The sequence below is a fragment of the Bacillus atrophaeus genome (assembly GCF_001584335.1).
Classification (GTDB): Bacteria; Bacillota; Bacilli; order Bacillales; family Bacillaceae; genus Bacillus; species Bacillus atrophaeus.
Genome location: NZ_LSBB01000020.1, coordinates 134,780 through 150,396 on the forward strand (window position 1 = coordinate 134,780; position 15,617 = coordinate 150,396).

Below are 15,617 nucleotides of genomic sequence, written 5' to 3' on the forward strand. Positions count from 1 at the left end.
CTCTCTTATATAAAAAAACCTCTTCCAGTGTGATTCGGAAGAGGCGTTTTAAATCAATTATTACGCCGGTTCGGATAAACTCGACCGTTTCATGATGGTTTGCACAATCGGATACATAATAATCATCGCGATTGTATTCACAGCGGCTGCAGGCAGGACAATGGCGACAAATAGTGCGGCAAAACCGCCCGGCAAACCGACAATAAGCAATGCTGATAACAAAAATACCGTTCCCGACAAGATGGTTCCGATAGCCGTCAGAATAGCACATGACGCTGTTTTTTGGCTCTTTCTGAACACAAGGAACAGGGTGAAAAACAGAAACGCCGATACCGGTTTGTCAATGATGTTTGGAAGCTGTCCGCCCGGAAAAGCGGTTGTCAGAGCCGAAATCAATCCGGTTACAATTCCGATCAGAAGCACATTTTGCACCCGCGGAAACAGCAGGATGGCCATAAACATCATGATCAGCATCATATCGGGCTTCATGCCGCCTAAAAAAGGCGGAATAATGGAATGGAGCGCTGCGCCGATTGCGGCAAACAGTGCCATAATGACTAACTCTTTTGTTTTCATAACTATGCTCTCCTCTGCTAAGCTCTTTTTGCCTTCCAATAATATGCTCGTCATTTATTGCGAGGGCTTAAAAGAATATAATATGCAAACAGTATATCAAAGGAACGGTTTGCATAGAAGATTTTTTACTCATTTTCTTGCTGGAATTTCTTCATAAAGGCTGCCAGTTTTTCGCAATCTTTCAGTGTGACAGCGTTATAGATGGAAGCACGGCAGCCTCCGACAGAACGGTGTCCGCCAAGCCCGACCATTTTCTCTTCTTTTGCCTGCTGGACAAATGTCTTTGTCAGCTCATCATCACGAAGGGTGAAGGTGACATTCATGCGTGAACGGCTGTCTTTTTCGGCGTGGCCTTTGTAGAAACCGCCGCTTTCATCAATGCATTTGTACAGCACGTCTGCCTTTTGCTCATTGCGCTGTTCAGCTGCATCAATGCCGCCGTTTTCTTTCAGCCACTCTAGGACAAGGCTCAGCATGTATATCGCAAATGTCGGAGGTGTATTGTACAGTGAGTCCGCTTTTGTATGTGTTGAATATTTTAGGATTTTCGGAACGTTGGCATTTTCATTTTGCAGCCATGATTTTTTCATTACGACAACGGTAACACCTGAAGGACCAAGATTTTTTTGGGCACCGCCGTAAATGACGTCAAATTTGGATACATCGATTTTTCTGCTTAAAATATCGCTGGACATGTCAGCGACGAGCGGAATTGGAGAGTTTGGGAATTCCTGCCACTGTGTGCCGAAAATCGTATTGTTAGATGTAATATGTAAATATGCGCCGTCTTTTACATCCGTAAGGTCAGCCTCGGGAATGTAGCTGTAATTGTCTGATTCGCTTGTCGCCGTCACAGATGTGTTTCCGAACAATTTCGCTTCAGCGAGCGCTTTTTCAGACCAAGCGCCTGTCATCACAAAATGAGCGGTTTTTTCAGGTGTTAAAAAGTTCATCGGAAGCATTGAGAATTGAAGGCTTGCCCCGCCTTGAAGAAACAGAATGTCATAGTCTTCCGGGATGCCCATCAGTTCAATCAGCAGGCTTTTCGCTTTTTGATGCACCGCTTCATATTCATTGCTGCGGTGGGAAAGCTCCATAACAGACATGCCGGATTCATTAAAATCAATAAACTCTTTCTGTGCTTTTTGCAGAACTTCCAATGGCAGCGCTGCAGGACCTGCGTTAAAATTCGTTGTACGTTCCATCATGATCTCTCCCTGTTTTCCACGTTAATGTATGAAATAATACAATTATCCTATCACAAAAATTCAGTTTTTTTATAAAAAATTTGAATTGTCTAAAGAAAGTGACGGATTATAACGATTTGTTCCCATAACAAAAAACCCCATCTTATGATGAGGCCAGGCGTTTGGCAATGGATGAAGAAATGTCTTGCAGATCTTCCGGTTTGTAATCATCTGCATGTGTTTTCCACACTGCTCCGAATCCGTCTCCTTTTCCGTAGCGCGGGATAATATGCATATGGTAATGGAAAACAGATTGTCCTGCTTTTTCGCCGTTATTGTTTAACGTATTTAAGCCGATCGGTTCAAATTCATCCCTGATGGCGCGGGCAATTTTCGGCACGGCGTGAAAATATTGTTTCGCTAATTCGTCTGTAAATTCGTAAACATTTTCAATATGTGTTTTCGGGATAACGAGGGTGTGGCCTTTCGTCACTTGGCTGATATCGAGAAATGCCAGCACATGTTCATCTTCATAAACCTTTGCTGACGGAATTTCGCCGGCGATAATTTTACAAAAAATACAATTCTCTGCACTATGCATGAGGGTTCCTCCTTATGAAATTGTTTTTTATGTATAAACTCATCGTACCACAGAAATGCAGAAAATAAAAAACAGGATGAACGGCGGAGCGTTCACCCTGCATGCAGAGGAATAGCTTAAGTTAAGAAAATTCGGATATGCCTTTTGTAAGCACCTCATTTGTTTATAAAATGAAGACTTTTTTAACGCCTATAGATTCCTGCGACAAACACCTCATTTGACAGTCAGCTTCATGTTTAATGAAGAAATTCATCAATTTAGTGAATGAGAAATGGTCTAAGCATTGGACATGTGAATTTCTATCCAACTGTTTTTAAGACGTCTTTGACAAACACCTCGTTTTTCAGTTGATTAAAGCTTTTTCCTCTACAACCATTATAATGTCCCGGAATCGGTTTGTTTATTACAGCTATTTTTAAGAATTCAGGAAAAGGGAATCGTTTCAAATCAGCCTGTATTTTTGGTACTATTAAGAAAACAAATTGAAGGGGAGAAACTATGTCTCTGCTATCGGTAAATAATGTGACCGGCGGGTACACAAGAAACCCGGTCTTAAAAAATATTTCCTTCACTCTTGAACCGAATCAGATCGTCGGTTTAATCGGGCTGAATGGAGCAGGAAAAAGTACGACAATCAGACATATCATCGGTTTAATGGACCCGCATAAAGGCGCGATTGAATTAAACGGCAAAACATTCGCTGACGATCCGACCGGCTATCGGTCGCAATTCACCTATATACCGGAAACACCCGTTTTATATGAAGAGCTGACGCTTATGGAGCACCTTGAATTGACGGCTATGGCGTACGGCCTTTCAAAAGACACGTTAGAAAAAAGGCTCCCTCCGCTCTTAAAAGAATTCCGGATGGAAAAACGGCTGAAATGGTTTCCGGCCCACTTCTCCAAAGGAATGAAGCAGAAGGTTATGATTATGTGCGCGTTCCTTGCAGAGCCTGAGCTTTATATTATTGATGAGCCCTTTCTGGGGTTGGACCCGCTCGCTATCAACGCGCTGCTTGAACGGATGAATGAAGTCAAAAGGGGCGGGGCGAGCGTCCTCATGTCCACGCATATTCTGGCGACGGCAGAACGCTATTGTGATTCATTTATCATTTTACATAACGGCGAGGTGCGGGCGAGCGGAACGCTGGCCGATCTCAGAGAACAGTTCGGAATGAGGGATGCGGCGCTGGACGATTTATATATTGAACTGACAAAGGAAGAAGACGGCCATGAATAATATGCTTGATATTTGGCAGTCACGGCTTCAAGAGCATATAAAAGAAACCAGAATGTATATGAAATATATGCTCAATGACCATCTCGTCATCGTCCTGATTTTTTTTATTGCCGGGGCGGCGAGCTGGTACAGCAAATGGGTGAAGGATATACCCGCCCATTTTCCGTCCTTTTGGGTGATGGCGGTGCTGTTTTCCCTTATCCTTACCGGTTCATATGTACGGACGTTGCTGAAGGAAGCCGATCTGGTCTTTCTATTGCCGATTGAACCGAAAATGGAGCCTTATTTAAAGCAGGCGTTTACGTACAGCTATCTTTCTCAGCTTTTTCCGCTGATCGCTCTTACTTTAGTCTGTATGCCGCTTTATTTTGCCGTTAATCCGGCGGCAACGCTTGTTTCTTATACAGTTATTTTCATACAGCTGCTGATCCTGAAAGCGTGGAATCAGGCGATGGAGTGGAGGATCACTTTTCTGAGTGACCGAAACAAAAAGCTGACAGACGCTATGGTCAGATTTGTAGCCAATGCCCTTGTCCTTTACTTTGTATTGCAATCTTTGTATATATACGCAGTTGTTGTGTATGTCATCATGGCAGCGCTTCTGATCTACTTTACAGCGGCTGCAAAGCATAAATCATTTAAATGGGAAGCGCATATTGATTACGAATTGAGACGGAAACAGCGGTTTTACAGAATCGCCAATCTGTTTACAGATGTGCCGCATTTGAAAAAGAGAGCCAAGCGCAGGGCGTATCTTGACTTTTTGCTGCGGCTTATCCCGTTTGAACAGCGAAAAACTTTCTCTTATATGTATGCGCGCGCCTTCTTGCGGTCGAGTGATTATTTGGGAATACAAGTGAGACTGACGGTTATTTTCGCGCTGATTATTATGTATGCCTCTTCAAGTGAGTGGATCGCAGCGGTTTTAACCGTGTTCACTTTATTTATCACGGGCATCCAGATGCTCCCGCTTTTCGGTCATTTTGATCACCTTTCCTTGCAGGAGCTGTATCCAGTGAAGAAGGAAGAGAAGATGAAAAGTTATTTTGCTTTGTTAAAAACAGCTTTAAGCGTGCAGGCATTGATCTTGATTGCCGCTTCTGTCTATGCGGCGGGTTTGACAGGCGGGCTGTACGCTTTAATCGGTTCCGCAGTGCTTATCTTTGCTCTGCTACCATCATACATGAGCGCCAGATTGAAAAAATACGGAAAGATTTGATTGAAACCTTTTTTCCATTCATATCGTGTAATAAAAAAGCGAGACGAAGGAGTGGAAGCTGATGACTGACAGCGAGCTGCTGTTAAACGAAGCGTTTCAATGGAAAATGCGTTTTTTAAGAAAGTCCTCGATGTTTGAACGGTTTTCGAAGGGTGTGCAAATGAAGGTGAATGAGCGCATTCCTGAGAAAATTCATGCAGCGGTAACCGAGAGCATAAAAAAGATGGTGGAAGCGACCATGCTTGGTTCCAATATGACAGCCTTTAAAAAAGACACAACCAGCCTTTCCGTCAGAGAAAAGGATAAGCTTGCTAAAAAAACGATTGCTTCCTATCAAAAGATGGCCGCTGCTGAAGGGATTGGCACCGGAGCGGGCGGTTTTATGCTGGGGGTAGCCGATTTTCCGCTGCTGCTCAGCATAAAAATGAAATGTTTATTTACATTGTCGTCCATTTACGGTTTTGATGTAAAGGACCGTGACGAGAGGTTATACCTTCTGCTCATTTTTCAGCTTGCATTCTCAAGCGATGAACATCGGAAAAAAGTTTTTTCCGCACTGGAGAATTGGGAAACGGTAAAAGAAGACATTGACTGGAGAGTCTTTCAGCAGGAATACCGTGATTATATTGATGTTGTCAAGCTATTTCAGCTACTGCCGGGCATCGGCGCGGCGGTGGGCGGAATCGCCAACTACAAACTGCTTGCACAGCTGGGGGAGACGGCAAGACATGTGTTTCATCTGAGATTACTAAAAGAAACAGCCGGAGAATAAATGCCGGCTGTTTTTTTATGAATGATGATATGAGATTGCAGCCCCTGCAAGCACTTTGGCGGCTGTCAGCATTGCTTTTTCATTGATATCAAATTTAGGGTGGTGGTGGGGGTGAACACATTCAGGATCTTCAGGGGCAGCTCCCGTGAAAAAAAAGGTTCCTTTCACATGCTGCAAGTAATAGGCGAAATCCTCACCGCCCATTTGCGGCTCAGCTTCGATCACATGCTCCACGCCTTCTGTTATCTTTGCGATGCTGGCTAGGTGGTCTGTTTCTTCCGGGTGATTGACAACTGCCGGATAACCGCGTTCATAGCTGTAATCATAGGAGGCCGCATGCATATCGCAAACTCCTTTAACGACAGATTCAATTTCCTTTTCCAAAAGGCTGCGTACATTTTCGTCAAAAGAACGTGCCGTGCCGATTAGTGTGGCTTGATCCGCAATCACATTAAACGGATTACTGGCGACGAATGAGCCGGTTGAAATAACGGCAGACTGAATTGGATTGACCTTTCGGCTGACAATGTGCTGAAGGGCGGTTACAATCTGCGATCCGATGAGAACGGCATCTTTTGTATCATGAGGATGAGCCCCGTGCCCTCCTTTTCCGCGAATGTTGATTGTAAACCTGTCAGCCGCCGCCATCACCGCACCTGTTCGATAAAGGATGGTTCCAAGCGGTTCTGTCGCCCACAAATGGGTGCCGAATATAACATCCGCTTCCTCGAGGCAGCCGTCGGCAATCATCGGCTCCGCACCGCCCGGGGCATATTCTTCCGCATGCTGATGAATTATGATGAATTTTCCCTTCAGCTTATGTCTGTTTTGGTAGAGCACCTTTGCAACCGAGAGTAAGGTCGCCGTATGGCCGTCATGCCCGCATGCATGCATGACACCAGGCACTGTAGAAGCGTAGGGAACATCTTTGGCATCTTGAATGGGGAGGGCGTCAAAATCAGCTCTCAACGCAACAGCCGGACCGGGTTCGCTGCCTTCAATATAAGCCAAAACTCCGCGTCCCCCGACTTGTGTCCGGATCGGAACACCGAGTTTTTCATAAAAGGAAGCGATAAACGCCGCCGTCTTTTCTTCCTGAAAAGAAAGTTCAGGGTTCATATGAAAGAACCGCCTGTGCTTTACCATTTCATCAAAACAGCTATCAAGCTGTTCATTTATACTTTTTTGAAGTGTCGAAAGTGACAAAAGCAGCATCTCCTTTTTGGTCATCTTTTCCCATGATTGTATAGAAAAATTCAGAAAATTTCAATCTCTTGATCATCAAAGAATAAAAATGGCTGCCGCCGTGGTTGCCAATAAACCGATGACAACGGGAAAGAAGTTTTTTCTCGCCAGTTCAAACGGGTCTACTTTACAAATCGCCGCGGCGGGGATGAGTGCCCACGGTATCAGCGTTCCGCCTCCGACCCAAATGGCGGAAATTTGCCCGAGTGCCGTTAAGACTGCGGGATCGGCATGTAAGGCGGCCGAAAAAAGCTTGGCGATGGAACCGTTGAGAGAAATGCCTGAAAAGCCTGAGCCGTCAAGGCCCGTCACTGCACCAACGGCAGTAAGAGTGATGGCGGCAAATTCCTTAGACATGGGAATAGCGTGAGATAAGGCAAAACCGAGGTCATTGACGATCCCGTCAGATCCTTCGGGAAGAGGGGTGCCGAGTATATGCTTAAAGCCTGAGTCGCCAAGATAAAAGAAAGCGGCAATCGGTATGACAGGGCCAAACACCTTAAAACCGAATTGGAAGCCTTCAATAAAATATCCGGTGATTTTTTCAAGGCTTTTTTGTTTGTAGACGATGAAATGGACAGTCATTAATATCATAATCGCCGAACCGCCAATCAATGCCGTGGCATCGTTGCCTTGTAGGTCAAGGATCAGCATGCAGCCGATATCAGCCAGAAAAACAATGGGAATAAAGAGAGCCAGCGCCGTTCTCAGGCGTCTCGGCAAATACATCTCGGTATTTTCATTTGCAGGGGAAGGCAGGACGGAAGCTGTTTTCAGTTTTGTCTTGTTTTGTTTTCTTTGATCACGCAGGATGATGATAAAGGCTGCGACTGTTGTAGTAAGGCCCATGATAAGGACGAGCGGGATGCTTGCCGACATCACATCATGTACAGGAATTCCGGCTGCATCAGCAGTAAGCTTCGGGGCCGCCTGAATGACAAAATCACCAGAGAGGGCAAAACCGTGGCCAAACAAATTCATCGACATGGCGGCCGCAATGGGAGAAAGGCCGGCGCGGATGGCGGCGGGAAGCAATATTGCTCCGATTAACGCCACTCCCGGAGAAGGCCAGAAAAACAGCGAAATGGCAAACATAAGTCCGCCAATGAGCCAATAGGCGATAACTGGGCCTTTGATCAGCCGTGCAAAAGGAGAAATCATCGCATCATTTATCCCGGTTTTCGTTAAGATCTCACTCATCGAAACAATAAAGCAAATGATGAAAATAGTAGGAAGCAATTCTGACGCCGCATAAATGAAACTATGAAATAAACTGCTGACAGACGCATGAAGCGATTGTGTGGCCAATAATGAAATCGTAAAAATACCCGCCAACGAAATGAAGGTCGTATCTTTTCTTAACAGCATAAAAAGGATAATAGCCCCTATGAAAAGCACATATAAAACATGAATCGACATGCCCGTGACTTCCATTCAGATCACTCCGTTTATATTCCGCTTTGCTACAGAATATTCATAGGCGGGCATATGGTGCAAAGCTGTATCATAGGGAAGAATGTCATTTCCAAGGAAATAATGGGCGGAAACACGAAAAAAACTGCCGGAAAAATCCGGCAGCTATTCAACTGCGAAATAAGTGGTCACATACGAAGGGCGGGAGAACATTGACGTTGTGTCGATTCCTGCAGAAGTGTTCCGTTTTTTGTGAGCCTCGCTGTAGGACGCGGACTGCTGCCAGTCATTGAAGGCTTTTTCCGTTTCCCAAAGGGTGAGAATGACATAGGTGTCGCTCTCAATCGGTCTCAGCACTCTGATTGCTTCAAAACCAGGTTCGTTTTCTACTTTTCCGGCTCTGTTTTTAAAGCGGTTTTCAAACAAGGGTCTTCCTTCCGGTGTTACGGCAATATTGTTTAATACCGCAAAACCCGGATTGCGGATTTCTCCAGCTTGGTCAATGCTTTCATATTGATGGGGCGCCTGAAATACAGTCGGTCCTTCTGTTTCATGCACAAGGATCGCATTTTCCTGACCTTGCATCAGCAGCATATTCTCCGAAGAATTCTTTTCAGCAATGGTCTTTAAAAAATCGGCTGTCCCATATGTAATATAAACATTCATATTTGCCACCTCCTGCTTGCTAGTATAACAAAAGAATGGTATAAGTTTCTATTGGCGACTCATTCAAACATAATTCGAAACAAATTTTCCCATACTACACGTAGAAAGGCGAGGTGAGTTTATGTTCAAGAAGAAAAAGAGAATCATCATTCCTTTATTCATTTTAGCTGTAACCGCTTTTCTCGCTTTAATAGGATACATTTCAATTATTTTTCTCGGCCATTATGTTATTGATGAAAAGAAGCTTATTCTTCATGCTTCATCTAAAATAGTTGATCAAAACGGCGATGAAGTTGCGAGTCTTTACACTGAAAACCGCGAGCCTGTCACTTTTGACGATATACCGAAGCATGTCAGCAAAGCATTTGTGGCTGTTGAGGATAAACGATTCTACGAGCATCATGGAATTGATTTGCAGTCTGTCGGAAGGGCGGTTTACCGTGATATCTTAGCGGGAGGCAAGGTGGAAGGCGGAAGCACCATCACGCAGCAGCTTGCCAAAAACATCTTTTTGACTAATGACAAGACATTTTTAAGAAAAACAAAAGAAGTGATTATTGCCATAAATCTTGAACGGGATTACAGCAAGGATAAGCTGCTTGAAATGTATTTAAACCAGCTTTATTTCGGGCACGGCGTATACGGCATTCAAGCGGCATCACACTATTATTTCAATAAAGAGGTTAAGGATTTAACGGTGTCAGAAGGCGCTGTACTGGCGGCCATTCCTAAGGCGCCGTCTACTTATTCGCCAATCTTGCACCCTGACAAAAACAAAGAGCGCCGTGATACCATTCTCAGCATGATGAATGAACAAGGCATTATCAGCGCAAAGGAAGCGGTCAGAGCCCAAGGTCAAACCCTAGGGCTGCACATCAAGAAAAAATCTGAAACGCCGTGGTTTGACAGTTACATTGACCTTGTAATGAAAGAAGCGGAGACGAAGTATTCCATCTCCGGAGAACAGCTTCTTCAAGGCGGCTATACGATTAAAGTGCCGCTTGATTCCAAACTTCAAAAAACAGCCTATACGCTCATGAAGGAATCCCGTTATTATCCGGGAACGGATGAGAACGCCGAGGGAAGCGCGGTGTTCATCAATAACAAAACAGGCGGTGTAAAAGCGGCGATCGGCGGGAGAGAATATACATCCCGGGGTTATAACCGCGTAACAGCGGTGCGGCAGCCCGGTTCTACTTTTAAACCGCTGGCGGTATACGGGCCGGCCATGCAAGAAAAGAAGTTTAAGCCCTATTCACTTCTTCAGGATGAAATGAAAACGTATGGAGATTACACGCCGAAAAACTATGACGGACAGTACGGGGGAGAGGTGACTATGTCAGATGCCATTACCTACAGCAAAAACGCTCCCGCTGTCTGGACATTAAACGAAGTCGGAATTGAAACCGCCAAATCTTATTTAAAAGCAAACGGCATTGATATACCTGACGACGGTCTGGCGCTTGCGCTGGGCGGTTTGGAAAAGGGCGTTTCGCCGCTTCAACTTGCCGGCGCTTTTCATACCTTTGCAGCCGGAGGAACCTATACAGAACCATTTTTCATCACAAAAATAACAGATGAAGACGGTGAAACTGTAGCCGGCCATAAAGAGTCCGCGAAACGGGTATTCAGCAAACAAACCGCTTGGAATATGACAAGAATGCTTCAGCAGGTCGTGAAAAAAGGCACCGCGACGTCAGGGGTCTATCATGGCGATCTGGCGGGGAAAACAGGGACTACATCTTTTACTGAAATCCAGGGCGCGACAAAAGACGCTTGGTTTGCCGGCTATACGCCAGATACTGCAGGAACCGTTTGGATGGGCTATGATAAAACTGATAAAAACCATTATTTAAAAGGGGGAAGCTCTTATCCGACAAGACTGTTTAAGGATATTTTGACACAGGCCGGCGAGAATGGATCTGCATTCAGCAAACCGGACAAAGTGAAAGAACTGGAAAGCCCGATTGTGCTGGAACCGGTAAAAACAGTAACCGCTGATTATACGTTTAAAGCGGCGGGGTTGTTTACAGTTGTATTAAAGTGGGACGCTCAAGAGGATAAGAGAGTGGTTTACAGGATATATGTGAAAAAAGACGGCGAGGAAACGCTCCTTGATTCAACCGAAGGGAAAAACAGCTATGACATTCCTTATGCCAACTTGTTCTCAGGCGCTTCATATAAAATTGTGCCTTATAATACACAGACGAAAAAAGAAGGGGAAGGCACCGATTACGTTCAGCCCAAATTATTTTCCTCTTAATGAATTCGGCGATTTTTTGAACTTTGCGCTTCATTTATATACCATTCGCATAAAACAAGGTATAGTGTAATGAGCGATGAATACGAACGTATGGTTGCAGGATGAAAGGTGGAAATGAGAGATGAGTAAAGCATTTAATGAGACATTATTAAAAGCAGCACGCGGCGGGAAAGCAGATCATGTGCCTGTTTGGTATATGAGACAGGCAGGGCGTTCACAGCCTGAATATCGGGCGCTTAAGGAAAAATACGGTTTGGTCGAAATTACGCATCAGCCTGAGCTGTGCGCATATGTGACAAGGCTTCCCGTCGAGCAGTACGGCGTCGATGCCGCAATCCTTTATAAAGACATTATGACCCCTCTTCCGTATATCGGGGTTGATGTGGAAATAAAAAACGGTATCGGGCCAGTCATTGATAATCCGGTCCGGTCGTTACAGGATATCGAAAAGCTTGGCGTGCTGGAGCCTGAACAGGATGTTCCTTACGTGCTTGAAACGATTCGGCTACTCGTAAATGAGCAGCTGAACGTTCCGCTCATCGGTTTCTCAGGTGCACCTTTTACACTGGCCAGTTATATGATCGAAGGCGGTCCGTCAAAAAACTATAATAAAACAAAAGCATTCATGTACAGTATGCCGGACGCGTGGAATCAGCTGATGAATAAGCTGGCTGACATGATTATTGTGTATGCCAAAGCGCAGATTAAGGCAGGCGCAAAAGCCTTTCAAATTTTTGATTCATGGGTCGGCGCGCTGAATCAGGCGGATTACCGCACGTATATCAAACCTGTCATGAATAGAATATTCACCGAGCTTGCTGATCAAAATGTACCGCTTATCATGCACGGTGTCGGCGCAAGCCATTTAGCGTCAGATTGGCATGATCTCCCGCTTGATGTCGTCGGCCTGGACTGGAGATTGGGCGTTGATGAAGCCAGGGCTCAAGGGATCACCAAAACGGTTCAAGGCAATCTGGACCCTTCGATCCTGCTGGCCCCATGGGACGTTATTGAGAAGAAAGCAAAAGATATACTTGACCAAGGCATGAAATCTGACAGCTTTATTTTCAACCTTGGACACGGGGTTTTCCCCGATGTCAGCCCTGACGTTTTGAAGAAGCTGACATCGTTTGTTCATGAGTATTCTCATGAGCAGAAAATGGGGCAATATTCCTGAGCATATCCTTTGGTATCTCGCCAAAAGCCTGTCAAAATTATGTTAGATCATCTAAAGAGGGTGTTAAACAGTGAGTAAGAAGAAAATGGGGCTTCTCGTTATGGCGTACGGCACGCCTTATAAAGAAGAAGATATAGAACGTTATTATACACATATCAGAAGAGGCAGAAAGCCGGAACCCGACATGCTTCAAGATTTAAAAGACAGATATGAAGCCATCGGGGGCATTTCGCCGCTTGCAAAAATTACGCAGGAACAAGCTGAAAAGCTTGAGCAGCATTTGAACAGCATCCAGAATGATGTCACATTCCAAGTTTACATCGGGCTGAAACATATCGAACCGTTTATTGAAGACGCGGTAGCCGCAATGCATAAAGACGGTATTACGGAAGCGGTGAGCCTTGTGCTTGCTCCGCATTTTTCCACATTCAGTGTTCAGTCTTATAATAAACGTGCGAAGGAAGAAGCCGAAAAGCTTGGCGGATTAACGATCACCTCTGTTGAAAGCTGGTATGACGAACCGAAATTCGTGTCATATTGGACAAATCAAGTTAAAGATACGTACGAAGCGATGCCGAAAGAGGAAAGAGACAAAGCCGTACTGATCGTTTCCGCGCACAGCCTTCCTGAAAAAATCAAGGAGTTTGGCGACCCTTATCCCGACCAGCTTCATGAATCAGCAAAAATGATTGCTGAAGGAGCCGGCGTTTCCGAATATGCCGTAGGCTGGCAAAGTGAAGGAAACACGCCTGATCCGTGGCTCGGTCCGGATGTACAGGATTTAACACGCGACTTGTATGAACAAAAAGGCTACAAAGCATTTGTGTATGTGCCTGTGGGATTTGTCGCTGATCATTTAGAAGTGCTGTATGACAATGATTATGAGTGCAAAGTCGTAACAGACGATATCGGCGCCAGCTACTACCGGCCGGAAATGCCAAACGCAAAGCCTGAATTCATTGATGCTTTAGCAACTGTAGTATTGAAAAAAATTGGGGAATAAAAGTTAAAGAAGGCGATTGAAATGAGTGACGGCAAAAAGCATCTTGTCATCATCGGCGGCGGCATCACGGGATTGGCCTCCGCCTTCTATATGGAAAAAGAAATCAGAGAGAAAAATTTGCCTCTTTCTGTGACGTTAGTCGAAGCAAGCCCGAGAGTTGGCGGAAAAATTCAAACGGCCCGCAAGGACGGTTATATTATTGAAAGAGGGCCGGACTCATTTTTAGAAAGAAAAAAAAGCGCACCGGAGCTTGTCAAAGATTTAGGCCTTGAGCATTTGCTTGTCAACAATGCGACGGGGCAGTCTTATGTGCTGGTTAACGAAACGCTTCACCCGATGCCAAAGGGCGCTGTTATGGGCATACCTACTAAAATAGCGCCATTTATGTCTACCGGCTTATTTTCATTTTCCGGCAAAGCGCGCGCGGCTATGGATTTCGTTTTGCCCGCAAGCAAGCCGAAGGAAGATCAGTCCCTGGGTGAATTCTTCCGCAGGCGTGTCGGTGACGAAGTTGTTGAAAATTTGATTGAGCCGTTATTATCCGGCATTTATGCGGGTGACATTGACAGGCTCAGCCTGATGTCGACGTTCCCGCAGTTTTATCAGACCGAACAAAAGCACAGAAGCTTGATCCTCGGCATGAAAAAAACAAGGCCTCAGGGCTCCGGACAGCAGTTAACGGCTAAAAAACAAGGGCAATTCCAAACCTTAAAGACCGGCTTGCAGACACTCGTCGAAGAGCTGGAAAACCAGCTGAAGCTGACGAAGGTATACAAGGGTACAAAAGTAACCAATATCAGCCGCGGGGAAAAGGGCTGCTCCATCGCTCTTGATAACGGGATGACGCTGGATGCCGATGCCGCGATTGTGACCTCACCGCACAAATCGGCTGCCGGAATGTTTCCGGATCTGCCAGCTGTCAGCCAGTTAAAAGACATGCACTCTACCTCTGTGGCGAATGTCGCGCTTGGCTTTCCACAAGAGGCTGTCCAAATGGAACATGAAGGAACGGGTTTTGTCATCTCAAGAAACAGTGATTTTTCAATAACGGCCTGTACTTGGACGAATAAAAAATGGCCGCACTCTGCTCCGGAAGGCAAAACGCTCCTCAGGGCTTATGTCGGAAAAGCGGGTGATGAATCAATCGTCGAACTGTCTGATAATGAGATTATCAAAATTGTATTAGAAGACCTAAAGAAAGTCATGAAAATCAAAGGCGAACCTGAAATGACGTGCGTCACACGCTGGAATGAGAGTATGCCCCAATATCATGTCGGCCACAAACAGCGTATAAAAAAAGTGCGCGAAGCACTGGCTGCTTCCTATCCGGGAGTTTACATGACGGGCGCTTCATTCGAAGGCGTTGGGATTCCGGACTGTATCGACCAAGGGAAAAGCGCCGTTTCAGACGTACTTGCTTATTTATTCGAATGATGAAATCCTCCTCTGCGGAGGATTTTTTTTATGCTGATTTACATGTTCTCTCAGCATATGGGCAAACCAACACTACGTAAAAAATAATTGAATCTTTTAAGGCGTTATGTTAAATTATCTTATGTACTTAATGACTAAATTGTTCAAACGGTCAATTCATTGAGGTGTAAAACATGTCCATAGATCGAAAAAAGCTTATATTGGATGCGGCAACAAAGTCTTTTACACAATTCGGCTATAAAGCGACCACAATGGATTTGGTAGCGAAGCTTGCGAATGTAGGAAAGGGAACCATCTACACTTTTTTTAAAAACAAGGAAGAGCTGTTTGACGACATTTTTTCTACGTTATTAAAAGAAATGAAGCAAACGGCGGACGAAGCGATGGACCCGGACCTGCCATTTCATGAAAATGTTCATCGGGCGCTGTTTGCGATTCTTGAATTTAGAAAAACACATCAGCTGACCATTAAGATCTTCCAAGAAAATGCTGAGATTGGTACAATGGCAGTTCAAGAGGTCATTCAAAAGATGGAACGCATGATTCTTCTTTACATTACAAGAAAGATAGAAGCGGCCGTTCAGAGCGGTGAAATCAAACCGTGTGATCCCGAGCTGACCGCCTTTATTATGCTGAAGCTTTATATTGCCCTTATTTTTGATTGGGAAAAAAATCACCAGCCGCTCACAAAAGAAACGATTGCAGAGCTGCTGGAGTTGTATGTAGTGAAAGGATTGTCTACTTAGATAATCCTTCCTTTTTTAGAGATTGGATGGCCGTTCCCGCGAATGAGTCAGTTTTAATTAGGAGGCATCAAGG

At 45.0% G+C, this 15,617-nt stretch carries 14 protein-coding genes; 8 read left to right on the plus strand and 6 right to left on the minus strand.

Going from position 1 to position 15,617, the window contains the following annotated elements; translation table 11 throughout:
* Positions 1–60 precede the first annotated feature (60 nt).
* The 3 genes from AXI57_RS14305 to AXI57_RS14315 all read right to left on the minus strand — a co-directional run bounded on the left by AXI57_RS14305 (position 61) and on the right by AXI57_RS14315 (position 2,364).
* Positions 61–576, minus strand: a complete 516-nt coding sequence (locus tag AXI57_RS14305) for a tryptophan transporter (RefSeq protein WP_061572508.1) — start codon at positions 574–576, stop codon at positions 61–63.
* Positions 577–701: 125 nt separating this feature from the next.
* A complete protein-coding gene (gene serC, locus AXI57_RS14310) occupies positions 702–1,781 on the minus strand; it encodes a 3-phosphoserine/phosphohydroxythreonine transaminase (RefSeq protein WP_061670442.1) in 1,080 nt (359 codons plus the stop codon).
* A 145-nt stretch (positions 1,782–1,926) separates the two neighbouring features.
* Positions 1,927–2,364, minus strand: a complete 438-nt coding sequence (locus AXI57_RS14315) for an HIT family protein (protein WP_003327743.1) — start codon at positions 2,362–2,364, stop codon at positions 1,927–1,929.
* A gap of 498 nt (positions 2,365–2,862) precedes the next feature.
* On the opposite strand from AXI57_RS14315, the gene AXI57_RS14320 reads away from it, so the two are divergent.
* From AXI57_RS14320 to AXI57_RS14330, 3 genes are all read left to right on the plus strand, one after another.
* The gene (locus AXI57_RS14320) at positions 2,863–3,606 is read left to right on the plus strand and encodes an ABC transporter ATP-binding protein (protein ID WP_061670443.1); all 744 of its coding nucleotides are present in this window, start codon (positions 2,863–2,865) and stop codon (positions 3,604–3,606) included.
* Complete coding sequence (locus AXI57_RS14325) at positions 3,599–4,825, plus strand: ABC transporter permease (RefSeq protein ID WP_061670444.1); 1,227 nt, start codon at positions 3,599–3,601, stop codon at positions 4,823–4,825. The genes AXI57_RS14320 and AXI57_RS14325 overlap by 8 nt, the downstream gene beginning before the upstream one ends.
* Positions 4,826–4,886: 61 nt before the next feature.
* Entirely contained in the window at positions 4,887–5,597 is a 711-nt protein-coding gene (locus AXI57_RS14330; RefSeq protein WP_061670445.1) for an EcsC family protein, read from the plus strand.
* Between the two features lie 15 nt (positions 5,598–5,612).
* Here AXI57_RS14330 and AXI57_RS14335 read toward each other — a convergent pair whose 3' ends face one another.
* The 3 genes from AXI57_RS14335 to hmoB form a co-directional block, all read right to left on the minus strand.
* On the minus strand, positions 5,613–6,803 hold the full coding sequence (locus AXI57_RS14335) for a M20 family metallopeptidase (protein WP_061670446.1): 1,191 nt from the start codon (positions 6,801–6,803) through the stop codon (positions 5,613–5,615).
* Positions 6,804–6,878: 75 nt separating this feature from the next.
* Positions 6,879–8,276, minus strand: coding sequence for a hypothetical protein (locus tag AXI57_RS14340; protein ID WP_061670447.1), 1,398 nt, complete (start codon positions 8,274–8,276; stop codon positions 6,879–6,881).
* 144 nt (positions 8,277–8,420) lie between these two features.
* Complete coding sequence (gene hmoB, locus AXI57_RS14345; RefSeq protein ID WP_003327737.1) at positions 8,421–8,921, minus strand: heme-degrading oxygenase HmoB; 501 nt, start codon at positions 8,919–8,921, stop codon at positions 8,421–8,423.
* A 121-nt stretch (positions 8,922–9,042) separates the two neighbouring features.
* Between hmoB and AXI57_RS14350 the strand changes: the two genes are divergently transcribed.
* The 5 genes from AXI57_RS14350 (at position 9,043) to AXI57_RS14370 (ending at position 15,544) form a co-directional block, all read left to right on the plus strand.
* Positions 9,043–11,184 carry a transglycosylase domain-containing protein gene (locus tag AXI57_RS14350; RefSeq protein WP_061670448.1) on the plus strand — a complete coding sequence of 714 codons (2,142 nt, stop codon included), beginning with the start codon at positions 9,043–9,045 and terminating at the stop codon, positions 11,182–11,184.
* Between the two features lie 121 nt (positions 11,185–11,305).
* The gene (gene hemE, locus AXI57_RS14355; RefSeq protein ID WP_061670449.1) at positions 11,306–12,361 is read left to right on the plus strand and encodes a uroporphyrinogen decarboxylase; all 1,056 of its coding nucleotides are present in this window, start codon (positions 11,306–11,308) and stop codon (positions 12,359–12,361) included.
* 70 nt (positions 12,362–12,431) lie between these two features.
* Complete coding sequence (gene hemH, locus AXI57_RS14360) at positions 12,432–13,364, plus strand: ferrochelatase (protein ID WP_003327733.1); 933 nt, start codon at positions 12,432–12,434, stop codon at positions 13,362–13,364.
* A 21-nt stretch (positions 13,365–13,385) separates the two neighbouring features.
* Entirely contained in the window at positions 13,386–14,798 is a 1,413-nt protein-coding gene (hemY, locus tag AXI57_RS14365) for a protoporphyrinogen oxidase (RefSeq protein WP_003327732.1), read from the plus strand.
* Between the two features lie 173 nt (positions 14,799–14,971).
* Entirely contained in the window at positions 14,972–15,544 is a 573-nt protein-coding gene (locus AXI57_RS14370; RefSeq protein ID WP_003327731.1) for a TetR/AcrR family transcriptional regulator, read from the plus strand.
* The last annotated feature ends 73 nt before the right edge of the window (positions 15,545–15,617 follow it).

Bases quoted from the DNA above. Each gene is read 5' to 3' on its own strand.
- AXI57_RS14325 (WP_061670444.1), top strand. From the start codon at position 3,599: ATGAATAATATGCTTGATATTTGGCAGTCACGGCTTCAAGAGCATATA.
- hemY (WP_003327732.1), top strand. From the start codon at position 13,386: ATGAGTGACGGCAAAAAGCATCTTGTCATCATCGGCGGCGGCATCACG.
- hmoB (WP_003327737.1), bottom strand. From the start codon at position 8,921: ATGAATGTTTATATTACATATGGGACAGCCGATTTTTTAAAGACCATT.
- serC (WP_061670442.1), bottom strand. From the start codon at position 1,781: ATGGAACGTACAACGAATTTTAACGCAGGTCCTGCAGCGCTGCCATTG.
- AXI57_RS14305 (WP_061572508.1), bottom strand. From the start codon at position 576: ATGAAAACAAAAGAGTTAGTCATTATGGCACTGTTTGCCGCAATCGGC.
- AXI57_RS14370 (WP_003327731.1), top strand. From the start codon at position 14,972: ATGTCCATAGATCGAAAAAAGCTTATATTGGATGCGGCAACAAAGTCT.
- AXI57_RS14320 (WP_061670443.1), top strand. From the start codon at position 2,863: ATGTCTCTGCTATCGGTAAATAATGTGACCGGCGGGTACACAAGAAAC.
- AXI57_RS14330 (WP_061670445.1), top strand. From the start codon at position 4,887: ATGACTGACAGCGAGCTGCTGTTAAACGAAGCGTTTCAATGGAAAATG.
- hemE (WP_061670449.1), top strand. From the start codon at position 11,306: ATGAGTAAAGCATTTAATGAGACATTATTAAAAGCAGCACGCGGCGGG.
- AXI57_RS14350 (WP_061670448.1), top strand. From the start codon at position 9,043: ATGTTCAAGAAGAAAAAGAGAATCATCATTCCTTTATTCATTTTAGCT.
- AXI57_RS14315 (WP_003327743.1), bottom strand. From the start codon at position 2,364: ATGCATAGTGCAGAGAATTGTATTTTTTGTAAAATTATCGCCGGCGAA.
- AXI57_RS14340 (WP_061670447.1), bottom strand. From the start codon at position 8,276: ATGGAAGTCACGGGCATGTCGATTCATGTTTTATATGTGCTTTTCATA.